The organism is Nonomuraea sp. NPDC049028 (assembly GCF_043197735.1).
Classification (GTDB): Bacteria; Actinomycetota; Actinomycetes; order Streptosporangiales; family Streptosporangiaceae; genus Nonomuraea.
The window spans coordinates 151,211-174,349 of the sequence record NZ_JBICTR010000012.1 but is presented as its reverse complement, the minus strand read 5'-3'; the positions used below and the strand labels follow the sequence as shown (position 1 = coordinate 174,349).

The 23,139-nt window shown below is 70.9% G+C and carries 23 protein-coding genes; 11 read left to right on the top strand and 12 right to left on the bottom strand.

Going from position 1 to position 23,139, the window contains the following annotated elements; genetic code table 11:
- Nucleotides 1–11 precede the first annotated feature (11 nt).
- Nucleotides 12–674 carry a fibronectin type III domain-containing protein gene (locus tag ACGFJ2_RS42275; protein ID WP_393478137.1) on the top strand — a complete coding sequence of 221 codons (663 nt, stop codon included), beginning with the start codon at nucleotides 12–14 and terminating at the stop codon, nucleotides 672–674.
- Between the two features lie 66 nt (nucleotides 675–740).
- On the opposite strand, the gene truB is transcribed toward ACGFJ2_RS42275, so the two are convergent.
- The 8 genes from truB to rimP all read right to left on the bottom strand — a co-directional run bounded on the left by truB (nucleotide 741) and on the right by rimP (nucleotide 8,743).
- Nucleotides 741–1,613: a tRNA pseudouridine(55) synthase TruB gene (gene truB / locus ACGFJ2_RS42270; protein WP_357946776.1), complete on the bottom strand. Its 873-nt coding sequence runs from the start codon at nucleotides 1,611–1,613 to the stop codon at nucleotides 741–743.
- Nucleotides 1,613–2,722, bottom strand: a complete 1,110-nt coding sequence (locus ACGFJ2_RS42265) for a bifunctional oligoribonuclease/PAP phosphatase NrnA (protein ID WP_357946774.1) — start codon at nucleotides 2,720–2,722, stop codon at nucleotides 1,613–1,615. The genes truB and ACGFJ2_RS42265 overlap by 1 nt, the downstream gene beginning before the upstream one ends.
- Nucleotides 2,723–2,730: 8 nt before the next feature.
- Nucleotides 2,731–3,207, bottom strand: a complete 477-nt coding sequence (gene rbfA, locus ACGFJ2_RS42260) for a 30S ribosome-binding factor RbfA (RefSeq protein ID WP_357946772.1) — start codon at nucleotides 3,205–3,207, stop codon at nucleotides 2,731–2,733.
- Between the two features lie 42 nt (nucleotides 3,208–3,249).
- Nucleotides 3,250–3,546, bottom strand: coding sequence for a DUF503 domain-containing protein (locus ACGFJ2_RS42255; RefSeq protein WP_225299410.1), 297 nt, complete (start codon nucleotides 3,544–3,546; stop codon nucleotides 3,250–3,252).
- Between the two features lie 119 nt (nucleotides 3,547–3,665).
- On the bottom strand, nucleotides 3,666–6,824 hold the full coding sequence (gene infB, locus ACGFJ2_RS42250) for a translation initiation factor IF-2 (protein WP_393478131.1): 3,159 nt from the start codon (nucleotides 6,822–6,824) through the stop codon (nucleotides 3,666–3,668).
- A 112-nt stretch (nucleotides 6,825–6,936) separates the two neighbouring features.
- The gene (locus ACGFJ2_RS42245) at nucleotides 6,937–7,251 is read right to left on the bottom strand and encodes a YlxR family protein (protein WP_357946766.1); all 315 of its coding nucleotides are present in this window, start codon (nucleotides 7,249–7,251) and stop codon (nucleotides 6,937–6,939) included.
- Entirely contained in the window at nucleotides 7,235–8,239 is a 1,005-nt protein-coding gene (gene nusA, locus ACGFJ2_RS42240; protein WP_357654416.1) for a transcription termination factor NusA, read from the bottom strand. Before nusA ends, ACGFJ2_RS42245 begins: the two co-directional genes overlap by 17 nt.
- A gap of 12 nt (nucleotides 8,240–8,251) precedes the next feature.
- Nucleotides 8,252–8,743 carry a ribosome maturation factor RimP gene (rimP, locus tag ACGFJ2_RS42235; RefSeq protein ID WP_225299403.1) on the bottom strand — a complete coding sequence of 164 codons (492 nt, stop codon included), beginning with the start codon at nucleotides 8,741–8,743 and terminating at the stop codon, nucleotides 8,252–8,254.
- Nucleotides 8,744–8,963: 220 nt separating this feature from the next.
- Here rimP and ACGFJ2_RS42230 point away from each other — a divergent pair, with 220 nt between their 5' ends.
- Both ACGFJ2_RS42230 and ACGFJ2_RS42225 read left to right on the top strand, forming a co-directional pair.
- Nucleotides 8,964–9,443, top strand: a complete 480-nt coding sequence (locus ACGFJ2_RS42230) for a hypothetical protein (protein WP_393478126.1) — start codon at nucleotides 8,964–8,966, stop codon at nucleotides 9,441–9,443.
- Complete coding sequence (locus ACGFJ2_RS42225) at nucleotides 9,440–9,868, top strand: ferritin-like domain-containing protein (protein WP_358174508.1); 429 nt, start codon at nucleotides 9,440–9,442, stop codon at nucleotides 9,866–9,868. The genes ACGFJ2_RS42230 and ACGFJ2_RS42225 overlap by 4 nt, the downstream gene beginning before the upstream one ends.
- A gap of 230 nt (nucleotides 9,869–10,098) precedes the next feature.
- Here the strand turns inward: ACGFJ2_RS42225 and ACGFJ2_RS42220 are convergent, their stop codons facing one another.
- Entirely contained in the window at nucleotides 10,099–11,145 is a 1,047-nt protein-coding gene (locus ACGFJ2_RS42220) for a DUF5937 family protein (protein ID WP_358174511.1), read from the bottom strand.
- A gap of 68 nt (nucleotides 11,146–11,213) precedes the next feature.
- On the opposite strand from ACGFJ2_RS42220, the gene ACGFJ2_RS42215 reads away from it, so the two are divergent.
- Genes ACGFJ2_RS42215 through ACGFJ2_RS42200 form a run of 4 tightly spaced genes read left to right on the top strand, consistent with a single transcriptional unit; the run spans nucleotide 11,214 to nucleotide 15,013 of the window.
- Nucleotides 11,214–12,074 carry a PHB depolymerase family esterase gene (locus ACGFJ2_RS42215; RefSeq protein WP_357946755.1) on the top strand — a complete coding sequence of 287 codons (861 nt, stop codon included), beginning with the start codon at nucleotides 11,214–11,216 and terminating at the stop codon, nucleotides 12,072–12,074.
- Nucleotides 12,071–13,054: a tripartite tricarboxylate transporter substrate binding protein gene (locus tag ACGFJ2_RS42210; protein ID WP_357946753.1), complete on the top strand. Its 984-nt coding sequence runs from the start codon at nucleotides 12,071–12,073 to the stop codon at nucleotides 13,052–13,054. Before ACGFJ2_RS42215 ends, ACGFJ2_RS42210 begins: the two co-directional genes overlap by 4 nt.
- On the top strand, nucleotides 13,051–13,506 hold the full coding sequence (locus ACGFJ2_RS42205; RefSeq protein WP_358174517.1) for a tripartite tricarboxylate transporter TctB family protein: 456 nt from the start codon (nucleotides 13,051–13,053) through the stop codon (nucleotides 13,504–13,506). Before ACGFJ2_RS42210 ends, ACGFJ2_RS42205 begins: the two co-directional genes overlap by 4 nt.
- Nucleotide 13,507: 1 nt before the next feature.
- Nucleotides 13,508–15,013, top strand: coding sequence for a tripartite tricarboxylate transporter permease (locus ACGFJ2_RS42200; protein WP_357946748.1), 1,506 nt, complete (start codon nucleotides 13,508–13,510; stop codon nucleotides 15,011–15,013).
- A 61-nt stretch (nucleotides 15,014–15,074) separates the two neighbouring features.
- Here ACGFJ2_RS42200 and ACGFJ2_RS42195 read toward each other — a convergent pair whose 3' ends face one another.
- The gene (locus ACGFJ2_RS42195; RefSeq protein ID WP_393478120.1) at nucleotides 15,075–16,817 is read right to left on the bottom strand and encodes a proline--tRNA ligase; all 1,743 of its coding nucleotides are present in this window, start codon (nucleotides 16,815–16,817) and stop codon (nucleotides 15,075–15,077) included.
- Nucleotides 16,818–16,886: 69 nt separating this feature from the next.
- Nucleotides 16,887–17,570, bottom strand: a complete 684-nt coding sequence (locus ACGFJ2_RS42190) for a hypothetical protein (RefSeq protein WP_357946744.1) — start codon at nucleotides 17,568–17,570, stop codon at nucleotides 16,887–16,889.
- Nucleotides 17,571–17,693: 123 nt separating this feature from the next.
- Between ACGFJ2_RS42190 and ACGFJ2_RS42185 the strand changes: the two genes are divergently transcribed.
- Nucleotides 17,694–18,659 carry an acyl-CoA dehydrogenase family protein gene (locus ACGFJ2_RS42185; protein WP_393478116.1) on the top strand — a complete coding sequence of 322 codons (966 nt, stop codon included), beginning with the start codon at nucleotides 17,694–17,696 and terminating at the stop codon, nucleotides 18,657–18,659.
- Here ACGFJ2_RS42185 and ACGFJ2_RS42180 read toward each other — a convergent pair.
- Nucleotides 18,645–19,073, bottom strand: coding sequence for a hypothetical protein (locus ACGFJ2_RS42180; RefSeq protein ID WP_357946738.1), 429 nt, complete (start codon nucleotides 19,071–19,073; stop codon nucleotides 18,645–18,647). The genes ACGFJ2_RS42185 and ACGFJ2_RS42180 overlap by 15 nt on opposite strands.
- Nucleotides 19,074–19,224: 151 nt before the next feature.
- On the opposite strand from ACGFJ2_RS42180, the gene ACGFJ2_RS42175 reads away from it, so the two are divergent.
- The 3 genes from ACGFJ2_RS42175 to ACGFJ2_RS42165 all read left to right on the top strand — a co-directional run bounded on the left by ACGFJ2_RS42175 (nucleotide 19,225) and on the right by ACGFJ2_RS42165 (nucleotide 23,019).
- Complete coding sequence (locus ACGFJ2_RS42175; protein ID WP_393478114.1) at nucleotides 19,225–20,292, top strand: LLM class flavin-dependent oxidoreductase; 1,068 nt, start codon at nucleotides 19,225–19,227, stop codon at nucleotides 20,290–20,292.
- Nucleotides 20,289–21,440: a hypothetical protein gene (locus ACGFJ2_RS42170; RefSeq protein ID WP_393478111.1), complete on the top strand. Its 1,152-nt coding sequence runs from the start codon at nucleotides 20,289–20,291 to the stop codon at nucleotides 21,438–21,440. The genes ACGFJ2_RS42175 and ACGFJ2_RS42170 overlap by 4 nt, the downstream gene beginning before the upstream one ends.
- A gap of 91 nt (nucleotides 21,441–21,531) precedes the next feature.
- On the top strand, nucleotides 21,532–23,019 hold the full coding sequence (locus ACGFJ2_RS42165; RefSeq protein WP_393478109.1) for an AMP-binding protein: 1,488 nt from the start codon (nucleotides 21,532–21,534) through the stop codon (nucleotides 23,017–23,019).
- The last annotated feature ends 120 nt before the right edge of the window (nucleotides 23,020–23,139 follow it).

Genomic DNA, 23,139 nt, shown 5'->3' with positions numbered 1-23,139 from the left:
GAGCAGCTCTGGTGGCTTTACTCCTGCTGACGGCCGCCTGCTCGACGCCGCCGCAGACGCCGATCCACCTGACGGCCACCCTCGTGTCACCGACCGACATCACGCTGCGCTGGGAGGGCCGCGAGCCGGACGCCTCCGGGCACGTCCTGGAGTTCGCCACCGAGCCACAGGGGCCGTACACGATCCTGGGGTTCCTGCCGCCGGAGCAGAGCACGTACACGCATCCCGATCTGATCCCGCGCACGCCGTTCTACTACCGGTTGCGGCCCTACTACGGCCAGGCCTCCGCGCCGGTGGACGTGGCACTGGGCGGCGGCCCGTACGCCAAGCCGCAGCCCGGCTGGTCGGAGCCGCGGACGATCCCCGGCGGCCCGAAAGGGGCGCGGCCGGTCAGGAGCGAGGGGGCGGCGCCGTCGGATCTGCGGGCCATCGTGACGCAGGCCGACGGCGTGGCGTTCCGGTGGACCGACCGGACCTCCGACGAGGAGGGCTTCCTGCTGGAGGACCGCCCGTCGGGCCGGCCGGACTTCCGGGTCGTCGCCGCCCTCGATCCGGACGTCAACGCCTTCGGCCTGGTCACGCTGCCCGAGGAGAGCCGCGCGTCCTACCGGGTACGCGCCTTCCGCTACGGGCCGCCGTCGAACGTCGCCCACCAGACGACCGGCGGTTCTTAGGAAATGACGTCTAGGAAATGACGTCTAGGAAATGACGTCTAGGAAATGACGTCTAGGAAATGACGTCTAGGAAATGAACACGGCCAGGGGCTTGGCGATGCGGCCCTGCTCCTCCACCAGCGCGAGCAGCTCGCCCTCCGGCCCGAACACGCCGATCGGGCCCTTGCCGTGCCCCGCGGCGGGCAGCCGTCCGCCGTGGCTGACGACCCTGGCCTCCTCGGCGGTGAGGTCCCAGCGCGGGAACGCCGCCGACACCGCCTCCCCGATGGGCAGAACCACGCACTCCTCGGCCAGCCGGTCGATGGTCCTGGCCCGCGACAGGTCGTACGGGCCGACCCGGGTGCGGCGCAGCGCCGTCAGGTGCCCGCCGACGCCGAGCCCGGCTCCCAGGTCACGGGCCAGGGCCCGGATGTAGGTGCCGCTGGAGCAGGTCACCACCGCGTCGATGTCCATCACGTCGTCGTGCGCCCTGATGTCCAGCACGGAGAACTCGCTCACGGTGACCGGCCGCGCGGCCAGCTCGACGTCCTCGCCCGCCCTGGCCAGCTTGTACGCCCGCTGCCCCCCGACCTTGATCGCGCTGACCTGCGGCGGGATCTGCATGATCTCGCCGGTGAGCGCCGCGATGCCCTTCTCGACCTCGGCGGGGCGCACCTCGGCCGCCGGGGCCGTCGAGATGACCTCGCCCTCGGCGTCGTCGGTGTTGGTGGTCACTCCGAGCCGGATCGTGGCCTCGTAGACCTTCTCCGTCAGCGCCAGGTGCCCGAGCAGCCGGGTCGCCTTCTCCACGCCGACCACGAGCACGCCCGTCGCCATGGGGTCGAGGGTGCCCGCGTGGCCCACCCGCCGGGTGCCGGCCAGCCGCCGCATCTTGGCCACCACGTCGTGGGACGTCCACTCGGCCGGCTTGTCCACGATGATCAAGCCGCTCTCGGCCATCAAGTCTCTCCGTCTCGACTCGGCAGCAGCGCCCGGAACGCCGCAATGGTGTCCTCGACGCTGAGGTGCGAGGTGAATCCGGCCGCGTTGTGATGACCGCCGCCGCCCAGCACGGCGCAGATCGCGCCGACGTCGACCGTGCCCTTGGACCGGCTCGACACCTGCCAGGCTCCCTGGTCGTCCTCCTTGAGCACCACCGCCACCTCGGCCTCGTCCGTGCGCCGCACGATGTCGATGAGGCCCTCCAGCTCGGTGTACGGCAGGCCGTACGCAACCCGGTCGACCCGGGGCACGTATGTCCAGACCAGGCCGTCCTCCAGCGACACCCGCTCGAGCGCGGCGGCCAGCACCTTGAGGTAGCCGAACGGAGACCGGTCCCACAGCTCGCGGGCGATCTCGTCGGTACGCAGCCCGGTGGCGACCAGCCGGGCGGCCATCTGGTGCACCTCTGGCGTGGTCGAGGCGTGGCGGAACGAACCGGTGTCGGTCACCAGCCCGGCGTACAGGCAGGTGGCGATGTCACGGTCCAGGCTGCCGCCGAGCCGGTAGATCAGCTGCTCGGCCAGCACGGCCGTCGCGGCCACGTGCGGGTCGATGAGGCTGAGCGTGCCGAACCCGGTGTTGGACAGGTGATGATCGACCACGATGACCTCATGGGCCTTGGCCGTGTTGGGGCCCAGCAGGCCCAGCCGGTCGGGCGTCGAGGAGTCGAAGGTGATCATCAGCTCCGGCTCCGCCGGAAAGTCCGCCGGCGGCACGAGCAGGTCCTGGCCGGGCAGGAAGCGCAGCAGGCGCGGCACGTCGAACTGCCGGTCACCGAAGGAGGCGACGACCCGCTTGCCCTGGGCCCGCAGGACGGAGCCGGTGGCCAGCATCGAGCCGAGCGCGTCGCCGTCGGGTGACACGTGGCAGGCCAGCGCGATCTCGTCGGCCTTGCCGATCAGGTCGAGCGCGCGCCGCCAGGCGGGCTCGGGGATCACCGAGCCGGACGGCGGCAGCGCGCCGTCCGCGCCGGTGAGCGGCAGAGCCTGAACACGACCCTGCCCCGACGTGCCCTCAGCCGATGTGCCCGGACCCGGGTGGGGCGGGCGATCGGTTCTGTCGCGCACGTCGGGCGTCACGTCGCCGGCTGCCCGTCCTCGTCAGGCTTGCCGAGGAGGTCCGGCTCGTCGTCCTCCTCCGGCTTGCGGTAGGGATCGGGGTCGCCGGCATAGGTCGCGCCCTCGGCCTTGCGCGCCACCTCGGCGTCCCTCGCCTTGGCGGCGTTGATCAGATCGTCGAGCTGGCGCGCGCTGTCGGGCAGCGGGTCGTGCTTGAACTCCAGCGTCGGAGTGAAGCGGACACCGGTCTGGCGGCCCACCTCGGAGCGGATGATGCCTCTCGCGCTGTCGAGGGCGGCCGCAGTGTCGGCCCGCTCGGCATCGGAGCCGAACACCGTGTAGAAGACCGTGGCCTCACGCAGGTCGGCGGTGATGCGCGTGTCGGTCACGGTGACGAAGCCCAGGCGCGGGTCCTTGATCCGGCGCTCCAGCATCTCGGCGACGATCTGCTGGATGCGGTCGGCGAGCTTGCGCGCTCGTGCTGCATCCACCATGTTCGCTCCCCCTCACGCACGGCCCGGAGGCCGTGCAGTCGTTCAGTCTTCGTCGTTGTAGAGCCGATGTCTCGCCGACAGCAGCTCGATCTCAGGGCGGAAGGCCACCATGCGCTCGCAGGCGTCCAATACCTCTTGGCAGTTGCCCGCCGAGCCCGAGACTACGGCGATGCCGACCTCCGCCCGGCGGTGCAGGTCGAGGTGACCGGTCTCGGCCACCGCGACACCGGGAAAACGCCTGTGCAGCTCGGCGACCAGCGGTCGCACGACGGAACGCTTCTGCTTCAGCGAATGTACGTCGCCGAGCAGGATGTCCAGGGTCAGAGCACCCACATACATCGTTGGCAACCACCGCTTGTCCTGGTGTGTGAAGGCACCCCGGCCCCGCTGCGGTGGAAAGCGGGCCCAGGCGTGCGAGAGGCGCCCGGCGGATGGTCCGCCGGGCGCCCGGCCGCGTGTTACGCGCGCGGCTTCTCCCGCATCTCGAACGTCTCGATGACGTCGTCGATCCGGATGTCGTTGTAGCCGACCCCGATACCGCACTCGAAGCCCTCGCGGACCTCGGTCGCGTCGTCCTTGAAGCGACGCAGCGACGAGACGGTCAGGTTGTCGGCGATGACGACGCCATCGCGGATGATCCGGGCCTTGCTGTTGCGCACGATCGTGCCGGAGCGGACCAGCGAACCGGCGACGTTGCCGATCCTCGGCACCTTGAAGACCTCGCGGACTTCGGCGGTGCCCATCTGGACCTCTTCGAACTCGGGCTTGAGCATGCCCTTGAGCGCCGCTTCGATCTCCTCGATCGCCTGGTAGATGACCGAGTAGTAGCGGATGTCGACGCCCTCGCGCTCGGCCAGGTCGCGCGCCCGGGGCTCAGGCCGGACGTTGAAGCCGATGATGACCGCGTTGTCGTCGGCGACGGCCAGGTTGACGTCGTACTCGGTGATCGCACCGACGGCGCGGTGCAGGACACGGAGCCTGACCTCGTCGCCGACATCGATCTTGAGCAGGGCGTCTTCCAGGGCCTCCACCGAACCGGACACGTCACCCTTGATGATGAGCTTGAGCTCGTCGACGCGACCCTTCTCGAGGTTGCTGAACAGCTCCTCGAGGGTCAGGCGACGGCTCGACCTCGCCATATCGGCGCTGCGCTTGCGCGCCGCGCGCTGCTGGGCGATCTGACGGGCCATCCGGTCGTCGGTGACGACGATGAAGTTGTCACCCGCGCCCGGCACCGCCGTCAGACCCATGACCAGGACCGGACGGGACGGCGTGGCCTCTTCGACCAGGTCGCCGTTGTCGTCGAGCATCGCCCGGACGCGGCCGTAGGCCTCGCCACAGACGATGGAGTCGCCGACACGCAGCGTGCCGCGCTGGACCAGGACGGTCGCGGTCGGGCCACGGCCCTTGTCGAGGTGCGCCTCGATCGCGATGCCCTGAGCGTCCATCGCCGGGTTGGCGCGCAGGTCGAGCTCGGCGTCCGCGGTGAGCAGGATGGCCTCGAGCAGCTGCTCGATGCCGGTCCCGTTCTTGGCGGAGATGTCGACGAACAGCGTCGAGCCACCGAACTCCTCCGCCACCAGGCCGTACTCGGTGAGCTGGGCACGGACCTTGTTGGGGTCGGCGCCCTCCTTGTCGACCTTGTTGACCGCGACCACGATCGGCACGTCGGCCGCCTGGGCGTGGTTGAGCGCCTCGATCGTCTGCGGCTTCACGCCGTCGTCGGCCGCGACCACCAGCACCGCGATGTCGGTCGCCTTGGCACCACGGGCACGCATGGCGGTGAACGCCTCGTGACCCGGGGTGTCGATGAAGGTGACCTTGCGCTCTTCGCCCTCGTGCTCGGTGGCGACCTGGTAAGCGCCGATGTGCTGGGTGATGCCACCCGCCTCGCGCGCCACCACGTTGGTCTTGCGGATGGCGTCGAGCAGCTTGGTCTTACCGTGGTCGACGTGACCCATGACGGTCACGACCGGCGGACGCGCGGCCAGGTCGGCCTCGTCGCCCTCGTCCTCGCCGAACTCGATGTCGAAGGCCTCGAGAAGCTCGCGGTCCTCCTCCTCCGGGCTGACGACCTGGATGTTGTAGTCGAGCTCGGAGCCGAGCAGCTGCAGCGTCTCCTCGTTGACCGACTGGGTGGCGGTCACCATCTCGCCGAGGTGCAGCATGATCTGCACCAGCGAGGCGGGATTGGCACCGATCCGGTCGGCGAAGTCGGACAGCGAAGCGCCGCGCGGAAGGCGGATCGTCGCACCGTTGCCGCGCGCGACCTGCACGCCGCCGATCGCCGGGGCCGACATGTTGTCGAACTCCTGGCGCCTCTGGCGCTTGGACTTGCGGCCACGCGTGGGACGGCCACCGGGACGCCCGAACGCGCCCGCCGTGCCGCCACCGCGGCCACGGCCGCCGCCACCGGGACGACCGGCGAAACCGCCGCCGCCACCGGGACCACCGGTGCTCGTGCCCGGACGACCGGCGCCACCGCCGCCACCGGGGCGACCGGCGAAACCGCCGCCACCACCGGGACGACCGCCGCCGCCACCGCCACCGGGACGGCCACCGCCGCCACCGCCGCCGGGACGACCGCCGCCACCACCGGGACGGCCACCGCCGCCGCCACCGCCGGGACCGGCGGGACGACCCTGGGGCATCATCATCGGGTTGGGACGCGGACCGCCGGGACGGGGACCGCCCGCACCGGGACCGGGACGCGGGCCGGCCGCACCGGGCGGACCAGGACGCGGACCGGCCGCACCGGGCCTGCCGTCGCCGCCACGACCCTGCGGGGGACGCGGGGCCGCGCCGTCGCGCGGCGGACCGTCACGACGCTCGCGCTGGCCGGGACCGGTGCCGCCACCATCGCGGTTGGCACCGGGACGCGGCGGCCGGGACTGGCCCATGCCGCTGGCGTTGGACGAGAACGGGTTGTTGCCCGGACGCGGGCCGCGCGGACCCGGCTTGGGACCGGGACCCGGACGAGGACCGCCACCGGAGGGGGAACGGTCGGACGGGCCACGATCGGACGGACCACGGTCGGGACGCGGAGCCGCCGGGCCGCCGCCACCGGAGGGCGCGCCGGGACGCGCCGCGGGGCCGGGCTTGGGACCCGGACGGGCGGCGGGACCGGGACGCGGGCCCGGAGTGGGGGCGCCCGCAGCGGGCGCGGGACGGGTGCCGCTGTCGAAACGCGCCTGCGGAGCGCCGGAGGTGTCGGCACGCTCGGGCTCAGGCTGCGGCTGGTGCGGCATCGGCACCGGCGGGCGCGGCTGACCGCCGCCCGCGGGACCTGCCGGACCCGGACGCGGACCGGGCCTGGGGCCCGGACCAGGACGCGGAGCTGATGTTGGGGTCGGCGCCTCCGCGGCGCCGTTACCGGCCAGGCTGTCCGCCGGCCGGGGAGCAGCCCTTGGCGGCTGCGGCTTGGACGACGAACCGCCGCCCCTCGAGGACCCACCCTTGGATGCGCCCAATGCTTCGGTGAGCCTGCGGACCACCGGCGCCTCGATGGTGGAGGACGCCGAACGGACGAACTCCCCCATCTCCTGGAGCTTGGCCATGACGACCTTGCTCTCTACGCCGAACTCCTTAGCGAGCTCGTATACCCGGACCTTCGCCACTGCACTCCCTTACTCGGCCCGGGAGGCTGGCTGTGCCGTCCGGACCGTCGCTACCTTGACATCTTCATCGCCGCGTGCTCATCAGGCGCTCATAGCAATCTGACTCCGCCCATCAACTCGGCGTCCTACATGACATTTCTTGGTTCCCCTTCTCCAGGTGCACCCGCACGCGCGAGACGTCAAGCGGCCCCGGCACGCGGAACGCGCGCGGAAACGCTCGGCGACGCTCGGCAAGCTCCAGACACTTCTCGGACGGATGCAGTGACGCACCTCGACCAGGAAGCCGTCCTCGCAGGTCAGGGATCACGTGATCCTCGACCCGCACCAAGCGGAGCAGGTCGGACTTAGCCGTACGGACCCTGCAGCCCACACAGGTGCGCTGTGGAGCCGCGTGGCCACCATATTCCAGCTTACCGTGTTGACGCATCTACGGAACCGGCAGCATCCTCGGCCTGGGTGTCAGGCCTGATGTCAATCCGCCATCCAGTGAGCCTCGCGGCAAGCCGGGCGTTCTGTCCCTCTTTGCCGATGGCCAGGGAGAGCTGGTAGTCGGGCACGGTCACCCGCGCGACCCGGCCTTCGAGATCGAGGACCTCAACGTGGGAAACGCGGGCCGGCGACAGGGCATTCCCCACGAACTCGCCGGGGTCCTCGGACCAGTCGATGATGTCGATCTTCTCGCCGTGCAGCTCGGTCATCACGTTGCGCACGCGCGAGCCCATCGGGCCGATGCACGCGCCCTTGGCGTTGACGCCCTGCCTGCGCGACCTGACCGCGATCTTCGTGCGGTGACCGGCCTCGCGGGCCACGGCGGCGATCTCCACCGTGCCGTCGGCGATCTCCGGCACCTCCAGCGCGAACAGCTTCTTGACCAGGCCCGGATGGGTACGCGACAGCGTGACCGAAGGGCCCTTGTGGCCCTTCTTCACCTGCACCACATAGGCGCGGATGCGCTCGCCGTGCACGTAGTCCTCGCCGGGCACCTGCTCGTTGTGCGGCAGGACGGCCTCGATCTTGCCGAGGTCGACCAGCACCACGCGCGGGTCCTTGCCCTGCTGGATCACACCGGAGACCAGCTCACCCTCGCGGCTGGCGAACTCGCCGAAGTTGATCTCGTCCTCGGCGTCGCGCAGCTGCTGCAGGATGACCTGCTTGGCGGTGGTCGCCGCGATTCTGCTGAAGTTGCCCGGCGTATCGTCGAACTCCCTGACGATCTCGCCCTCGTCGTCGATCTCGGCGGCGAAGATGGTCACGTGCCCGCTCGTCCTGTCGAGCTCCGCGCGCGCCTTGGGCGCGGCACCCTCGGTGCGGAAGTAGGCGATCAGCAGCGCGTCTTCGATCGCCTTGACGACCAGGTCGAAGGAGATGTCCTTCTCCCGCTCCAGGCTGCGCAGGACGCTCATGTCGATGTCCACGAGGCTTTCCCCTTAGCCTTCGTCGCCGTCGACGTCTTCGTCGTCGAACCGGCGGAACTCCACCTGCACCCGTCCGCGGGCCAGGTCCTGATAGTCGAATCGGCGCCCGGCGCCGTCGACGTCGAGCTCGACGCCGCTCTCGTCCGCGGAGCGCACGCGGCCCTCCACCACGGAACCATCTCTCATCTCGGCCTTCACCAGCCGCTTGGCCGCGCGCCGCCAGTGACGCGGCTCGGTCAGCGGGCGGTCGACGCCCGGCGAGGAGACCTCCAGCGTGTAGGCCGACTGGCCCATCGCGTCGGCGTCGTCGAGCGCCGCGGAGACGGCCTGGCTGACGTCGGCCACGTCGTCGAGGCTCACGCCGCCGTCGCGGTCGACGATCACACGCAGCAGCCGGCGCTTGCCGGCCTGGGTGACCGTGACGTCCTCCAGATCGAGGCCCTCCGCGCCGACGACGGGCTCAAGGAGCTTCATCAGGTGGTCGCGGGGTGATGCGCTGCCCATATCGACCTCCCTATTGTCATGTCTCAGCCGGGCGGACCTCGCCTCTGGCTCTCAAGTCGCCTGGCCGCTCAGCCAGCTACGACAGTTGACACCCTATCTGTACGAGGGCACGAAGAGAGCGCCACTCGGCACGTGCGAATGGCGAGCGTCGCCTGACACGGGGAGCGAGCGCAAGACCGTACGATGCTATCTGCGTTCCGTTTACAGGAGGTCCCTGCCCGTGCGCCCGCGTTCTCTGTCACGGCGAGCCGTGCTGGCGGGCGGAGCGGCCGCCGCGGCCCTGTCGGGATGCGACGCGTCCGACACCCCCCAGCCGTCGCCCACTCCGTCGGAAGATCCTGAGCGGGTGCTGCTGCGGCAGCTGATCGCCGACAAGGAACACACGATCGCCCTCTACTCCGCGCTGATCGCGGGCGGCGCGACCAAGCTGACCCCGTTCCGCGACCGCCATCAGGCTCACCTCGACGAGTTGCGCAAACGCCTGCCCGGCGGGCCCACGCCATCCCCTTCCTCCCCCGCGCCTCAGACGCCCGCTCCCGTGCCGAAGACGTCGGTGTCGCGGCTGCGTGAGGCCGAGCGCCGGGCGGCGGCGCTCCGCGTCCGCCAGCTCGCCGGCGTCTCGCCGCAGCTGGCCCAGCTCATCGCCGCCATCGGCGCCTGCGAGGCCGCCCACGCCCTGGCCCTGCCGAGGTCGACGTGACACCGGCCGATGTGGAGAAGCTGCGCAAGGCGCTGTCGGCCGAGCATGCCGCCGTCTTCGCGTACGGGCTGATCGGCGCGCGCACCACGGGCTCGCTGCGGTCGCGGGTCACGACCGCGTTCGACGCCCATCGAGCCAGACGCGACCAGTTGCGCACCGCCATCACCACCCGGGGCGGCACGCCGACCGAGCCCGAGGGGGGCTACGCCCTGCCGATCGTGCCGTCCACGGCGGCGCAGGCGGTTCAGCTCGCGGTCCACGTGGAGGGCGGCATCACGGCCGCCTACCTGGAGCTGGTGGCGTCGGACGACGCGTCGCTGCGCCGGTACGCCGCGCTGGCCATGCAGGAGTCGGTGGCCCGCTCCTACTCCTTCCGTCCCGCGATCACCACGGCCTTTCCCGGCATGTCGGGGCCTACCGGCTGAGAGCGGCTCACCGTCCACACGACCGTCTCAGTCTCTGTGACGGTCTGTTGTGGCTGGGGTCCTTGTGGAGATACCCCCTTCGGGGGAGCGAAAGAAGGCCGTCCGTCGTGGCTGGGGTCCCTGGGAAGGGCATCCCCTCCGGGGGCGAGGAAGAAGACCGTCCGTCGTGGCAGAGGCCTCCAAGGAGGGGAGTCCCCTCCGGGGAGCGGGAGTGATCGGATGCGGGCGGTTCAGCGGTAGAGCACCGTCAGTAGGTCGCTGCCCAGGCGTTCGATTGCCTCGGCGTCGAGTTGGTAGTAGACCACCGAGCCGCGCCGGTGCACGTGCACCAGCGCTGCCTCCCTCAGGTGGCGTAGGTGTCTTGAGACCTGGGGGGCGGTCATGCCCAGTTGGTTGGCGAGCTCCGAGGTGGCCACCGGGTTGCGCAGGATGGCGTAGCAGAGCTTGAGACGGGTCGGGTGCTGGAGGACGGCCAGCCGTTGCCGGGCGGTCTCCAGGGAGACCCCGGCGGAGGTGCCCACGCCGTACTGGATGACCACGGGGTAGCCCGGATAGTGCTTGACCACGAAGTGCGGGCGGCCGTACAGGCTGGGGACGAGCAGGCAGGGCCGGTCGGCGCCGATGCGGGCGGTGGCGTTGTAGAGCTTGTCCAGGACGATTCGACGCCCGCCCTCGACGGCCGTGGCGGTGGGGAAGTCGGCCAGCGCCATGGGGCCGTGCACCGCGATCGTCCGCTCGCGCACCGCGGCCTCGGCGGCCAGCGCCGTACGCAGGCCCGGCCAGTCCGCCTCGAAGGCCGCGGCGGCGAAGTCGGCCAGGAAGCCGGTCAGTTCGCGCCTGAAGCCCCAGGGGTCGTTCTGCACTCGGGTGCCCAGCTCCACCCTGCTGGAGGAGATCAGTCTGAGGCGCTGGAGCACGTCGCCGCCGACGCCGGCGCTGTTCTTGCCGATGAGCGCCTGGAGGGTCATGGCGGTGAAGTCGCCGATCGGCAGCGCCTCGATCTCGGCCAGCTCGTCTTCGAGCGTCCTGGACCGGCCGGCGGACAGCGGCAGCAGGTAGCGGGCCCGGAAGGCACTCCACAGAGGCGCCCACGCCGTCGCCCTGGCCAGCAGGTCCTCGTCGGCCTCCGTGTGGACCCTGGCCACCCAGCGGGCCGCCGCGGGGTGGTGTCCGGGCTCGTCGAGCGCGTGCAGGCAGGCGCAGAGCTCGGCCAGCGGGGAGACGCCCATGGTGATCGAGGCCGGGTCGGTGGAGGACAGGAGGAGCGTGACGGGCACGTTGCACATTACCGCGTTGGCGGCAATCTCCTTGTCCGAAACTGGATATATGTCCAGGCTGTGGCGCCATGGCCAAGGCACCACTACACGAAAACGGCGGCGCGGTTAAGCACCCCCGGGAGTATTACTTCAGCGGGTCCACCACCATCTTCGCCTCCCGATACGACCAGCGCTTCTCCTACTGCCTCTACGTGCCGACGGCCCACTCGCCCGACGGCCCGCCGGTCCCGATCGCCGTCATGCAGCACGGGACGGGACGGCGCGGGCCGCAGTACCGCGACAACCTCGCCGAATGGGGTGAGCAGCAGGGCTGCCTGGTCCTGGCGCCGCTGTTCCCCGCGGGCATCGAGGACGCGGACGACCTGCACGGCTTCAAGTTCATCAACTACCGCGGCATCCGCTTCGACCACGTGCTGCTGGCGATGGTCGAGGAGGTCGGCGAGCGTTTCAACGTCGACACCGAGCGGTTCCTCCTGCACGGCTTCTCCGGCGGCGGCCAGTTCGCCCATCGGTTCGCCTACCTGCATCCGGACCGGTTGGCCGGAGTGTCAATTGGTGCACCAGGGCGGATATCGTACATCGATTGGGACAGCCCGTGGTGGATCGGGCTCAAGGGGTTCGAGGAGGAGTTCGGCCAGCCGCCCAGGATCGAGGAGCTCGGGGCGGTGCCGGTACAGATGGTCGTGGGTGCCGAGGACGTCGAGACCTGGGAGATCAACAACCAGGGCGACGCCAACTGGATGGACGGCGCCGACGCCTACGGAACCACCCGTGTCGAACGGCTGGCGGCGCTGCGTGACAACTTCGCCGCGCACGGCATCAACGTCAGGTTCGACGTCGTGCCCGGCGTGGCGCACCAGCCGATGAGCGTGCTGGAGCCGGTCAAGGACTTCTTCACCTCGATTCTCACCCCCCGGGAGACCTCATGAAGATCATTGTTGCCGCCGCCGTCCTGACGGTTCTGGCCACCGGTTGCGCGGTCGGCGAGAGCGCCGAGGCAGGCGCCGAATACCCGAGCAAGCCTCTGACGATCATGGCGCCGGGCAGCCCCGGCGGCGGCTGGGACACTCGTGCCCGCGGCATCGCCGGCGCGCTCAGCCAGTGCAAGATCACCACCGCGAAGGCCACGGTCATCAACGTCCCCGGCGCGGGCGGCACGATCGGGCTGGCCCAGTTCGCCAAGAGCAAGGGCGACCCCTACCAGCTCATGGTCATGGACAGCGCGACCATGCTCGGTGGCATCGTCAACAACCACTCGCCCGTCGACCTGACCACGCTCACCCCGATCGCCGGGCTGAGTAGGGGTCCTAGCGCGATCGTGGTGCCGAAGAACGCGCCGTACGCGGACCTGAAGTCGCTGCTGGCCGCGATGAAGAAGAACCCGCACGGCATCAAGTGGACCGGCGGCTCGCTCGGCGGCCCCGGGCAGATGACGGTCGCGGGACTGGCCAAGGGCCAGGGCATCGACGCCAAGCAGGTCAACTACGTGCCCACGGCGGGCGGCGGCGAGTCGATGAACCTGCTGCTCAGCGGTGCCGCCACCGCGGGCATCGACACCGTCGCCGAGCTTCGCGCGCAACTCCAGGCCGGAGAGCTCAAGGCGCTCGCGGTGGACGGCGACAAGCGGATCGAGGGCATCGACGCCCCGACGCTGAAGGAACTGGGGCTGTCGGACCAGGCCATCTCCACGATGGCCGGCGTGCTCGCCCCGGCGGGGCTGTCGGCCGAGCAGCAGCAGGACGTCGTCAAGATGATCGACAAGATGCGGCAGACGTCATGCTGGCAGCAGGTCCTCAAGCAGAACAACTGGGTCGACGCCTGGACCCCGGGCGACTCGTTCAAGCAGGTGCTCACCGAGCAGCGCGGGCAGATCACCACAATCCTCGGCGAGTTGGGACTGGGCAAGTGAGCACCCGGCTCGTCTCGGCGGGGTTCCTGGCGGTCGCGCTGGTCGTACTGGCGCAGGCGTTCATGATCCCTGACGGCGGCGGTTACCAGGCCGTCGGGCCACGGGCCTTCCCGCTCCTGGTCGGCATCGGCATGGCGGTGGTGGCCGTGATCGGGGTGGTGCAGGCGTTTCGCGCTCCGGTGACCCGCGAGGGCGGCGAGGACGAGGGCGTGCACTGGCGTCCCGTGCTGCTCCTCATCGGCGCGCTCGCTCTGTACGCGGTCCTGCTCGCGCCCGTGGGCTACTGGCAGGCGACCACGCTGTTCTTCGTCGCGGTGGCCCGCGTGCTCGGCAGCCGCAAGCTGGTGCGCGACCTGGTCGTGGGCCTGCTGCTGGCGCTGGCCACGTATGTGCTGTTCGACCGGGTGCTGGGCATCACGCTGCCTCCGGGCCTGATCAGATTGGCGATCTGAGATGAGCGTACTGGGCCACCTGCTCGACGGCTTCGCGCACGCGCTCACCCTGCAGAACCTGCTGCTCGGCCTGCTCGGCGTCACCGTCGGCACGCTCGTCGGCGTGCTGCCGGGCCTCGGCCCGGCCACGACGATCGCGCTGCTGCTGCCCCTGACGATGGTGTTCGACCCGGTGGGCGCGTTCGTGATGTTCGCCGGGATCTACTACGGCGGCATGTACGGCGGCAGCACCACCGCGATCCTGCTCAACATCCCCGGCGAGACGGCGTCGATCCCCACCACGCTCGAGGGCTACCCGATGGCGCGGAAGGGCCGGGCCGGGGCCGCGCTGGCCACGGCGGCCATCGGCTCGTTCGTGGCGGGCACGATCTCCACCGTCGTGATCACGTTCCTGGCGCCCGGAATGTCGGCCATCGCCAAGTCGATCCAGCCCGCCGAGTACTTCTCGATCATGGTGCTCGCCTTCGTCACCGTCACCTCGCTCATGGGCGACTCGATCGTGCGCGGCCTGTCCAGCCTCTTCCTCGGGCTGGCGATCGGCATGGTGGGCATCGACCAGATGACCGGTCAGCCGCGCCTGGCCTTCGGCGTACCCGACCTGTACGAGGGGCTGCCGGTCGTGGCGCTGGCCGTCGGCCTGTTCGCCGTGGCCGAGGCGGTCGCCACCGCGGCCCAGCGGAACCGGCAGGAGCAGCCGCCGGTGAAGGTGACCGGGCGCATCGGCATGACCCGCGACGACTGGCGCAGGTCCTGGCGGCCGTGGCTGCGGGGCACCGCGTTCGGCCTGCCGATCGGCTCGCTGCCGGCGGGCGGCGCCGAGTTGCCCACCTTCCTCAGCTACAACGTCGAGAAGCGGCTGGCCAAGGACCCCGAGGAGTTCGGCCACGGCGCCATCGAGGGCGTGGCGGGGCCCGAGGCGGCCAACAACGCGGCCTTCTCCGGCGTGCTGGTGCCGCTGCTCACGCTCGGCATCCCCACCTCGGCCACGGCCAGCATGCTGCTGATCGCCTTCCAGATCTACAACGTGCAGCCGGGACCGCAGCTGTTCGATCAGCAACCGGTGCTCGTGTGGACGCTGATCGCCAGCCTCTACATCGGCAACGTGATGCTGCTGGTGCTGAACCTGCCGCTGATCCGGCTGTGGGTGAAGCTGCTGAGCGTGCCGGCCGCGCTGCTGACGGCGGCGATCCTGACGTTCGCGACGCTGGGTGTCTACGCCACCTCGCAGAGCGTGTTCGAGATCCTGGTGGCGTACGGGTTCGGGCTGGTGGGGTTCGTCCTGCGGCGGGCCGGCTATCCGGTGGCGCCGCTGATCCTCGGGGCGGTGCTCGGGCCGCTGATGGAGGTGCAGTTCAGGCGGGCCCTGGCGTTCAGTGAGGGGGACCCGGCGGTGTTCTTCACCCGGCCCGTGTCGCTGGCCATCCTGGTGATCGCCGCCGCCTGCCTGATCGGGCCCGTGGTGCTCCGCCGCCGCGGCAAGATCTCCATGCCCGCGGCCATGGACTGACGACTCCCCCTGGCAGAGCAGCACGGCTCCCCCTTGACCGAAGGGAGAGCCGTGCTTCGCGTTACGAGCAGGCGGCCAGCACGCGGTCGGCGGCCGTGTCGAGCGGGATCTCCTCCTTGACGCCGGTGACCCGGTCGCGGAGCTCGACCACGCCCTGAGCCAGCCCGCGGCCCACGACCACGATCGTGGGCAGGCCGAGCAGCTCGGCGTCCTTGAACTTGACGCCGGGCGAGACCCCGGACCGGTCGTCGACGAGCACCCGCAGCCCGCGGGACTCCAGCTCGGCGGCCAGCTGGAGGGCCACCTCGATCTGGTTGTCCTTGCCCGTGCCCACGATGTGCACGTCGGCGGGCGCGATCTCGCGCGGCCACACCAGCCCGAGCTCGTCGTGGGCCTGCTCGGCGATGACCGCCACGGCGCGCGAGACGCCGATGCCGTAGGAGCCCATCGTGATGCGGATCGGCTTGCCGTCGGGGCCCAGGGCGTCGAGCCCGGCCGCGTCGGCGTATTTGCGGCCGAGCTGGAAGATGTGCCCGATCTCGATGCCGCGGTCGATGGACAGCGGCGAGCCGCAGCGGGGGCACGGGTCTCCGGCGCGCACCTCGGCGGCCTCGATCGTGCCGTCGGGGACGAAGTCACGGCCCGCGACCACGTGGGCGGCGTGCTTGCCGCGCTCGTTGGCGCCGGTCACCCAGGAGGTGCCGGTGACCACGCGGGGGTCGACGAGGTAGCGGATGCCGAGGTCGCGCAGGACCTGCGGGCCGATGTAGCCGCGGATCAGGCCGGGGTGCTTGGCGAAGTCCTCGGCCTCGAAGATGGCGGGCTCGCCGGGGGCCAGCGCGGCCTCCAGGCGCTTGAAGTCGACCTCGCGGTCGCCGGGCACGCCGACGATCAGCGTCTCGACCTTGTCGGAGCCGGGCGTGGTGACCTTGACGACGACGTTCTTCAGGGTCTCGGCGGCGGTGATCGACAGGCCGTGGCGCTCGTTGACGTAGGACACCAGCGACTCGATGGTCGGGGTGTCGGGGGTGTCGAGGACGCGCTGCGGCTCCAGCCCGTCGAGGGCGCGGGCCGGGGGCGCGGTCGTGGTGACGGCCTCGGCGTTGGCCGCGTAGCCGCAGGAGCGGCAGGCCACGAAGGTGTCCTCGCCGGTGGGCGTGGGCGCCAGGAACTCCTCGGAGGCCGAGCCGCCCATCGCGCCCGACGTGGCGAACACGATCTTGTAATCGATGCCGAGCCGGTCGAACGTCCGGATGTAGGTCTCGCGGTGCTGCTCGTAGGAGTGCTTGAGTCCTTCGTCGTCGAGGTCGAAGGAGTAGGCGTCCTTCATCAGGAACTCGCGACCGCGCAGGATGCCCGCGCGGGGCCTGGCCTCGTCGCGGTACTTCGTCTGGATCTGGTAGAGCGTGACCGGATAGTCCTTGTACGAGGAGTATTCGCCCTTGACCATGTCGGCGAAGAGCTCCTCGTGCGTGGGGCCGAGCAGGTAGTCGACGCCCTTGCGGTCCTTGAGCCGGAAAAGCGTGTCACCGTATTCGGTCCAGCGACCGGTGGCCTCGTAGTATTCGCGCGGCAGCAGGGCGGGGAAGAGCACCTCCTGGCCGCCCATCCGGTTCATCTCCTCGCGGACGACCTTGGCGACGTTTTCCAGCACCATCTTGCCGAGGGGCAGCCACGAGTAGATGCCGGGCGCCACCCGCCGGACATAACCGGCGCGGACCAGGAGCTTGTGGCTCGGCACTTCCGCGTCTGCCGGGTCGTCCCGCAGGGTGCGAAGAAACAACGACGACATGCGCAGCGACACGGCTACTCCTTGTTCGGCCTGGATATGAGGACTACAGGCTATCGACTAGGAGCGACTCGCCGCGCGGCCTTATCCCGCGATGGGAACCCAGCCGCCCAGCGAACCGGCCACCGCGACCGCGAACAGGCCGACAAGGACCGCCGTCAGCGCCAGCGCGCGCACCCGGCCCGCCTTGCCGCGGCGCAGCGCCATCACCAGCACGACGGACAGGGCGCCGAGCACGGGCGCGGGGCCGGGCCAGAACGCGGGGTCGCTGTGGATGAAGCCGGGCGTCGCGCGGTCGATCACGTCGGCGAGCAGCAGGGCGCCGATGAGGCCCGCGGCCAGGTCGCCCCAGACATCCGGCCGCCTCGTCACGTAGGCGAGCAGGCCCAGCCCGACCAGCAGGCAGAGCGTCCAGTTCAGCCCGGCCGCGGAGCCGCCGACACCCACGCCGCCGATGTCGGGCCCGCCGCGCACCATGCTGCCGCCCAGGGTCACGACGATCATGGACAGGGAGGCCAGAAACGTGGTGAGCAACGCCCACCCGAAGCCCGCCGCGCTCGCCCCGACGAGCAGAGCCAGACCCAGATACATGTACGGGTCATAGACCTGGCCGAGCCATTGGGGACCGCGACCGTCGGCGAGTATGCCCACGAGCCCGACGACCAGCCCGCCGAGGAAGGCCCCCAGCACATGGCGTTCGATGCAGCGCTGGTCACGGTCGTACGCGGCGAACTCCGCGTAGTCGATCGTGCTCTCTTTTACGTCCATTGCCTGGTCAACCCTCCCTTCGCAACTTGTCGCAATACCACAACCAGATTATGTGGCCGTCCAGAAAAGGCAAATTTCGGCCAACCGAATGCAACGAAGCAATCGCTTGGTTAAACTGGCTCGGTGACCGTCACAGACGAGCTGCGCTCCGTCGTCCGCGCCTATCTCGCCGACCGCCCCGCCGCGCCCTGGGCGGCGTTCGCCCGCGAGCTGGACACCGCAGGACTCGCCGTCCCGGAGGAGTACGGCGGAGCGGGCTGCGGCCCGGCCGAGATCGCGGTGGTGGCGGTAGAGCTGGGCCGGACCCTGTCCCCGTACCCCTTCCTGCAGAGCGCCGTCCTGGCCGTCGAGGCGCTCAAGGCGGGCGGCGACGAGGCGGCGATGGGCCGGCTGCTGCCCGCGCTGGCCGACGGCTCGGTGACGGCGACCGTCGTCCTACCCGGCGACGGCGACCTGACCCTCCGGGACGGCCTGCTCACGGGCGTCGTCCCGTACGCGCTGGAGGGCGACGTGGTGCTCGCCTACGCCGACGGGCTCCTGGTCGAGGCAGTGCCGACGCGGCGCGTGGCGTACCCGACCATGGACGAGAGCCGGCCCCTGGCCGAGTTGTCCTTCGACCACGCCCCGGCGCGGCCGGCCGGCGACGGCGCGACGTGGAGCCGGGTGCGCGACCTCGGCATCGCGGCGCTGGCGGCCGAGCAGGTGGGCGGGGCCGAGCGCTGCCTGGAGATGGCCACGGAGCACGCCAAACTGCGCCATCAGTTCGGCAGGCCGATCGGCTCCTTCCAGGCGATCAAGCACAAGCTGGCCGACCTGCTGCTGCTCGTGGAGTCGGCCAGATCGGCGGCGCTGGCGGCGGCCGGGTCGGAGTCCCTCGCGGCGATCGCCGGGTCCTACTGCACTGAGGCGTATCTCACGGCGGCGGGCGAGAACATCCAGGTCCACGGCGGGATCGGCGTGACCTGGGAGCATCCGGCCCATCGCTACCTCAAGCGGGCCACCTCCGACGCCCAGCTCTTCGGCCCGCCGCAGGCGCACCGCGAGCGCCTGGGCGCGCACGTCTTTCAGGCCGGGCTAGCCGCCCAGTAGCGTTTCCCAGGGGCGCGGGGCGTTCGTGGCGCGGGTGGTGTCGAGCGCTTCGGCCAGCCGCCAGAAGCCCGGCTTGTCGCGTACGCGCTCGCGGCCCAGCGGATCGATGGCCCGCAACTCGAAGCGGACGCCCATCACGTCGAGCACCGCCGACCGGCTGTCACCCGGCCCGGCGGGCGCGCCGAGCTCGTCCTCGTACGCGGGAGCGCGCACCTGCTCGGCCAGCAGCGCCGCCACCTCTGAGGCGTACGGGCCGTCGCGCCACTCGATGTGCCAGCTGTGGTCGGCGCCCCGCCACCAGGTCAGATCCCGGCAGGACTCGATGAACTCGGCCTCCGTGGCGAGAGCGGCCATCACCCGGCCGAACGCCTCGTAACCGCGCCCGCTCGTGAGGGAGAAATCATCGGCCCCCATATCGGGGAGCGTGCCATCTTTCGGCCGCCTTAGCGCGTGCTTTCGCCTCACGTGCATCACTCTGATCGCGAACGCGCCCTTCCCGCAAGTCTTTGGTGCTGATAGTCTCTACCAAGCGAGCGCTTGGTTTACTACTTTCGCCGGAGGCGCGATGACGTCCCTACGGATCAGCCTGGGCTACGAGCTGGAGGTGCGCGGGCGCTCCCGCGAGGTCGAGCAACAGGCGTTCCAGAACGTGATCGACCAGGTCGTGCTCGGTGATCGGCTCGGTTTCGACACCGCCTGGTTCGTCGAGCACCACTTCACGCGGGGGTTCTCCCACTCCTCCGCGCCCGATCTCGTGCTGGCCGCGATCTCCCAGCGGACCGAGCGGATCCATCTCGGGCTGGGCGTGGTGCTGCTGCCGTTCCAGTCGCCGATCCGCACCGCGGAGCGCGTGGCCACCCTCGACGTGCTGAGCGGCGGCCGGGTGGAGTTCGGCACCGGGCGGGGGGCCTCGCCCCTGGAGTACCAGGCCTTCCAGCGGCCCTTCGAGAAGTCCCGGCAGATCTGGGAGGACTCGCTGGACGCGACACTGGCCATCTGGCGGGCCGACGGGGAGCCGGTCAGCCGATCGAACGAGTTCTTCGAGATCCCGGACGTGGCGGTCTACCCGCGTCCCGTGCAACAGCCGCATCCGCCGGTCTGGGTGGCCTCGACGTCGCTGGAGGGCTATCTGGCGGCGGCCGACCACGGCTACAACCTGCTCGGCATGACCATGGTCAAGGGCATCGACGACGTGGCGGACGACATCGCCCAATACCGCGAGCGTCTGGCCGCCGCCGGGTTCGACCCCGACTCCCGCCGGGTCGCGCTGATGATCCCCTGGTTCGTCGCGCCCACCCGCGACCAGGCCAACGAGGCGGCCGCCGACGCCGTCCTCTGGTACATCCGCCGGCAGGTCAACCTCGTCACCCCGCCGGACTACTACGACGCCCGGCACGCCACCCATCGCGTCCTCGGCCAGCTCGCGGCCGGGATGCCGCCGGAGGAGGCGATGGCGACGCTGCGGGAGCACCTGATGGTCGTGGTGGACGACGTGGCGGGTTCGCGCAAGGCGCTGGCCAGGATCGCGGAGGCCGGGGCGACGGATCTGATCATCCAGGCGCAGGTGGGCGGGCTGGCGCACGAACGGGTCTGCGAGGCGATGAAGCTGTTCATGACCGAGGTGACCAAGTGACCAGCCCGGACCCTGGCCCCTTGAGCGGCTCCGGCTCCGCGAGCGACCGGGACGCGTCGGCGGAGGCCGTCGGCGCGCGGTGGCTGACGCGGGACGACCTCCGTACGGGCGCGCGGTCCGCCACAGGGCTGCTGCAGGTCGCCCCCGACGCCTCCAGCGCCTTCCCGCTGGCGCCCGGCGACCGCGCGGCGGCGCAGGAGCTGACCGGGGCGGCGCTGCGGGCGGCCGGAGTGGGCGACCGCGACCGGGTCGTGGTCGCGCTGGCCGAACCGGCGGGCGCGCTCTGGGCCGCCGCCGCGGCGGACGTGGCGTCGGCGGCCGCCTCGGTGGGCCCGCGAGGCCGCATGCGGTTGATCCACACGCTGTCCACCCTGGGCGCCACCACGCTGGTCGCCACCCCCACGGGCGCGATGGATCTGCTGGCCAGGCTGCACCTGGAGTTCCTGCTGGACCCCCTTGACCTGGGGCTGCGGCACATCGTCCTGACCGGGGAGATCGCCTCGAAGCGGACACTCAGCCACCTGGCGGGCGAGTTCGACGCCCACGTGACCGAGGTGTACGCCGACCCGTTCGGCGGTGGCGCCCTGGCCTGGCGGGCGGCGGAGGGCGCCCCGCTCACCCCGCTGACGGACGGCCTGCTGCATCTGGCCTCGCTGACCAAGGACGTGCTGCGGCCGTCGGAGCCGTCAGGGGTGGCCGAGCTGGTGATCACGCCCCACAGCCACTCGTCGCTCGGCGACGCCGTCCTGCGTACGGGCCAGGTGGTGCGTACCGACTCGGCCGCGGCCGATCCCGGACTGCCCGCTCCCGTCCACACGGTCGGCGAGCACGTGCTGGTGCGGGGCGTGTGGCTGTCGCTGCCGCGGATCGACAAGGCCCTGGCCAAGATCGACGGCGTGTCCAGGTGGGAGCTGGCGATCAGCAGGCAGGGCACGCTCGACGCGGCGGTGCTCACCGTCACGTTCGGGAGGGAGAGCCTTGTGCGCAACCCGATGTGGCGCAACCGGATCCAGCAGGCGATCCAGGGGCTCACCCCGATCTCGCTCGGCGTGGAGATCGCGCCGGAGATCGCCGAGACGCCGAGCCCCGGCGTGCTGACCGACCTGCGCGGCCACCACCTGGGCCGCGACCGGGCGCTCATCGTGTAGCCGAGGTCTGTACAACAGCCGGGCGCTCGGCCTGTGGAGCAGGAGGCGCGAACCGATGGGACCGATGCCGGACTGGGGAACGCTCCCCCGCATGCTCCGTGACCAGGCGGACCGCCATCCGGACGCGGTGGTGATCGTCGACGGCGACACGCGCGTCACCATGGCGGAGCTCCGCGCCGGAGCCGCTCGCGTGGCGCACGAGCTGATCGAGCTCGGCGTCCGGCCGGGCGACCGGGTGGCCCTGTGGGGCGTGAACGACCCGTACTGGGTCACGCACGCCTTCGGCGTCTGGGACGCCGGTGCGGTGATCGTGCCGCTCTCCTCGCGCGCCAAGGGCCTGGAGGCGGCGGCGATGATCGAGAAGACCGGCGCCGAGGTGCTGGTCACGGGCGAGGGCCCGCCCGGTGTGGTGCTCGCCGATCTCCTGCCGCCCGGCGCCGCCCCGCGCCACGTCCTGAGCCCCGGGCGAAGTCTCCCCCTGGAGCCGTCGGACGTCGAGGAGCGGGCGCTGGCCGTACGGCCCGGCGATCTGTGCGAGATCATGTCCACCTCCGGCACCACCGGCACCCCCAAGGGCGTGATGCTGGACCACGCCCAGGTCCTGCGCGGCTACTGGGACTGGTCCGAGATCGTCACCCTGGACGAGCACGACCGCTACCCGGTGATCGCCCCGTTCAGCCACGGCTTCGGCCTCAACGCCGGGATGATCGCCTGTGTGCTCCGCCGGGCGACCATGATGCCGATCAGGGTCTTCACCCCCGACGCCCTGATGTCCCTGATCTCGGCCGGCCGGGTGAGCATCCTGGCGGGCCCGCCCACGCTGTTCCACCGGCTGCTGGACGAGCTGGACCGCGCCGACTGGGACGTCTCGTCGCTGCGCGTGGCCATCTGCGGGGCCGCCGCCGTGCCCGCCGCGCTGATCACCCGCCTGGTCGAACGGGTGGGGCTGGAGCGGATGATCAACGCGTACGGCCTGATGGAGGGCACGGTCGTCTCCATGACCAGGGCCGGCGACCCGATCGAGGTCATCGCCGCGACGACCGGGCGGGCGGTGCCGGGCATCGAGGTGCGGATCGTCGACGACGACGGCAAGGAGGTGGCCGCCGGGGAACGCGGGGAGATTCTGCAGCGCGGGTACGGGGTCATGCGCGGCTACTGGGACGAACCCGGCAAGACCGCCGAGGTGGTCGATCGAGACGGCTGGCTGCACACGGGCGACATCGGCGTGCTCGACCCGGCGGGCAATCTGGCCATCGTCGATCGCAAGAAGGAGCTCTACATCGTCAACGGCTTCAACGTCTCGCCCGCCGAGGTGGAGTCGCTGCTGTTACGTGAGGGCTCGCTGGCGCAGGCGGCCGTGATCGGCGTGCCCGATCCGGTCTCCGGCGAGGCCGGCTGGGCGTACGTGGTGCCCAGAGCGGGGATGACGGTCGATCCGGGCACGCTGCTCACCTGGGCGAAGGACAATATGTCCAACTACAAGGTGCCGAAGCGGGTCATCGTGGTCGAAGCTCTGCCGGCCAACGCCAACGGCAAGATCGACAAGATGGCCCTCCGCGCCCGCGCGTCCGCCTCCTGAAGGCGCTGCCGCCCCATTCGCGAAAGATGGGTTCATTCGTACCGGCGATCGGGGATACATCGATCACAGTGCCGGGTTGCACTGGTGGGACGCATGCCCCGTGTAACAGAATCGCCCACA

Bases quoted from the DNA above. Each gene is read 5' to 3' on its own strand.
- ACGFJ2_RS42255 (WP_225299410.1), bottom strand. From the start codon at position 3,546: ATGTATGTGGGTGCTCTGACCCTGGACATCCTGCTCGGCGACGTACAT.
- rimP (WP_225299403.1), bottom strand. From the start codon at position 8,743: ATGGGCAGCGCATCACCCCGCGACCACCTGATGAAGCTCCTTGAGCCC.
- ACGFJ2_RS42165 (WP_393478109.1), top strand. From the start codon at position 21,532: ATGCTCCGTGACCAGGCGGACCGCCATCCGGACGCGGTGGTGATCGTC.
- ACGFJ2_RS42210 (WP_357946753.1), top strand. From the start codon at position 12,071: ATGAAGATCATTGTTGCCGCCGCCGTCCTGACGGTTCTGGCCACCGGT.
- rbfA (WP_357946772.1), bottom strand. From the start codon at position 3,207: ATGGTGGATGCAGCACGAGCGCGCAAGCTCGCCGACCGCATCCAGCAG.
- ACGFJ2_RS42180 (WP_357946738.1), bottom strand. From the start codon at position 19,073: ATGGGGGCCGATGATTTCTCCCTCACGAGCGGGCGCGGTTACGAGGCG.
- ACGFJ2_RS42245 (WP_357946766.1), bottom strand. From the start codon at position 7,251: ATGCGTCAACACGGTAAGCTGGAATATGGTGGCCACGCGGCTCCACAG.
- ACGFJ2_RS42190 (WP_357946744.1), bottom strand. From the start codon at position 17,570: ATGGACGTAAAAGAGAGCACGATCGACTACGCGGAGTTCGCCGCGTAC.
- ACGFJ2_RS42175 (WP_393478114.1), top strand. From the start codon at position 19,225: ATGACGTCCCTACGGATCAGCCTGGGCTACGAGCTGGAGGTGCGCGGG.
- truB (WP_357946776.1), bottom strand. From the start codon at position 1,613: ATGGCCGAGAGCGGCTTGATCATCGTGGACAAGCCGGCCGAGTGGACG.
- ACGFJ2_RS42215 (WP_357946755.1), top strand. From the start codon at position 11,214: ATGGCCAAGGCACCACTACACGAAAACGGCGGCGCGGTTAAGCACCCC.
- ACGFJ2_RS42200 (WP_357946748.1), top strand. From the start codon at position 13,508: ATGAGCGTACTGGGCCACCTGCTCGACGGCTTCGCGCACGCGCTCACC.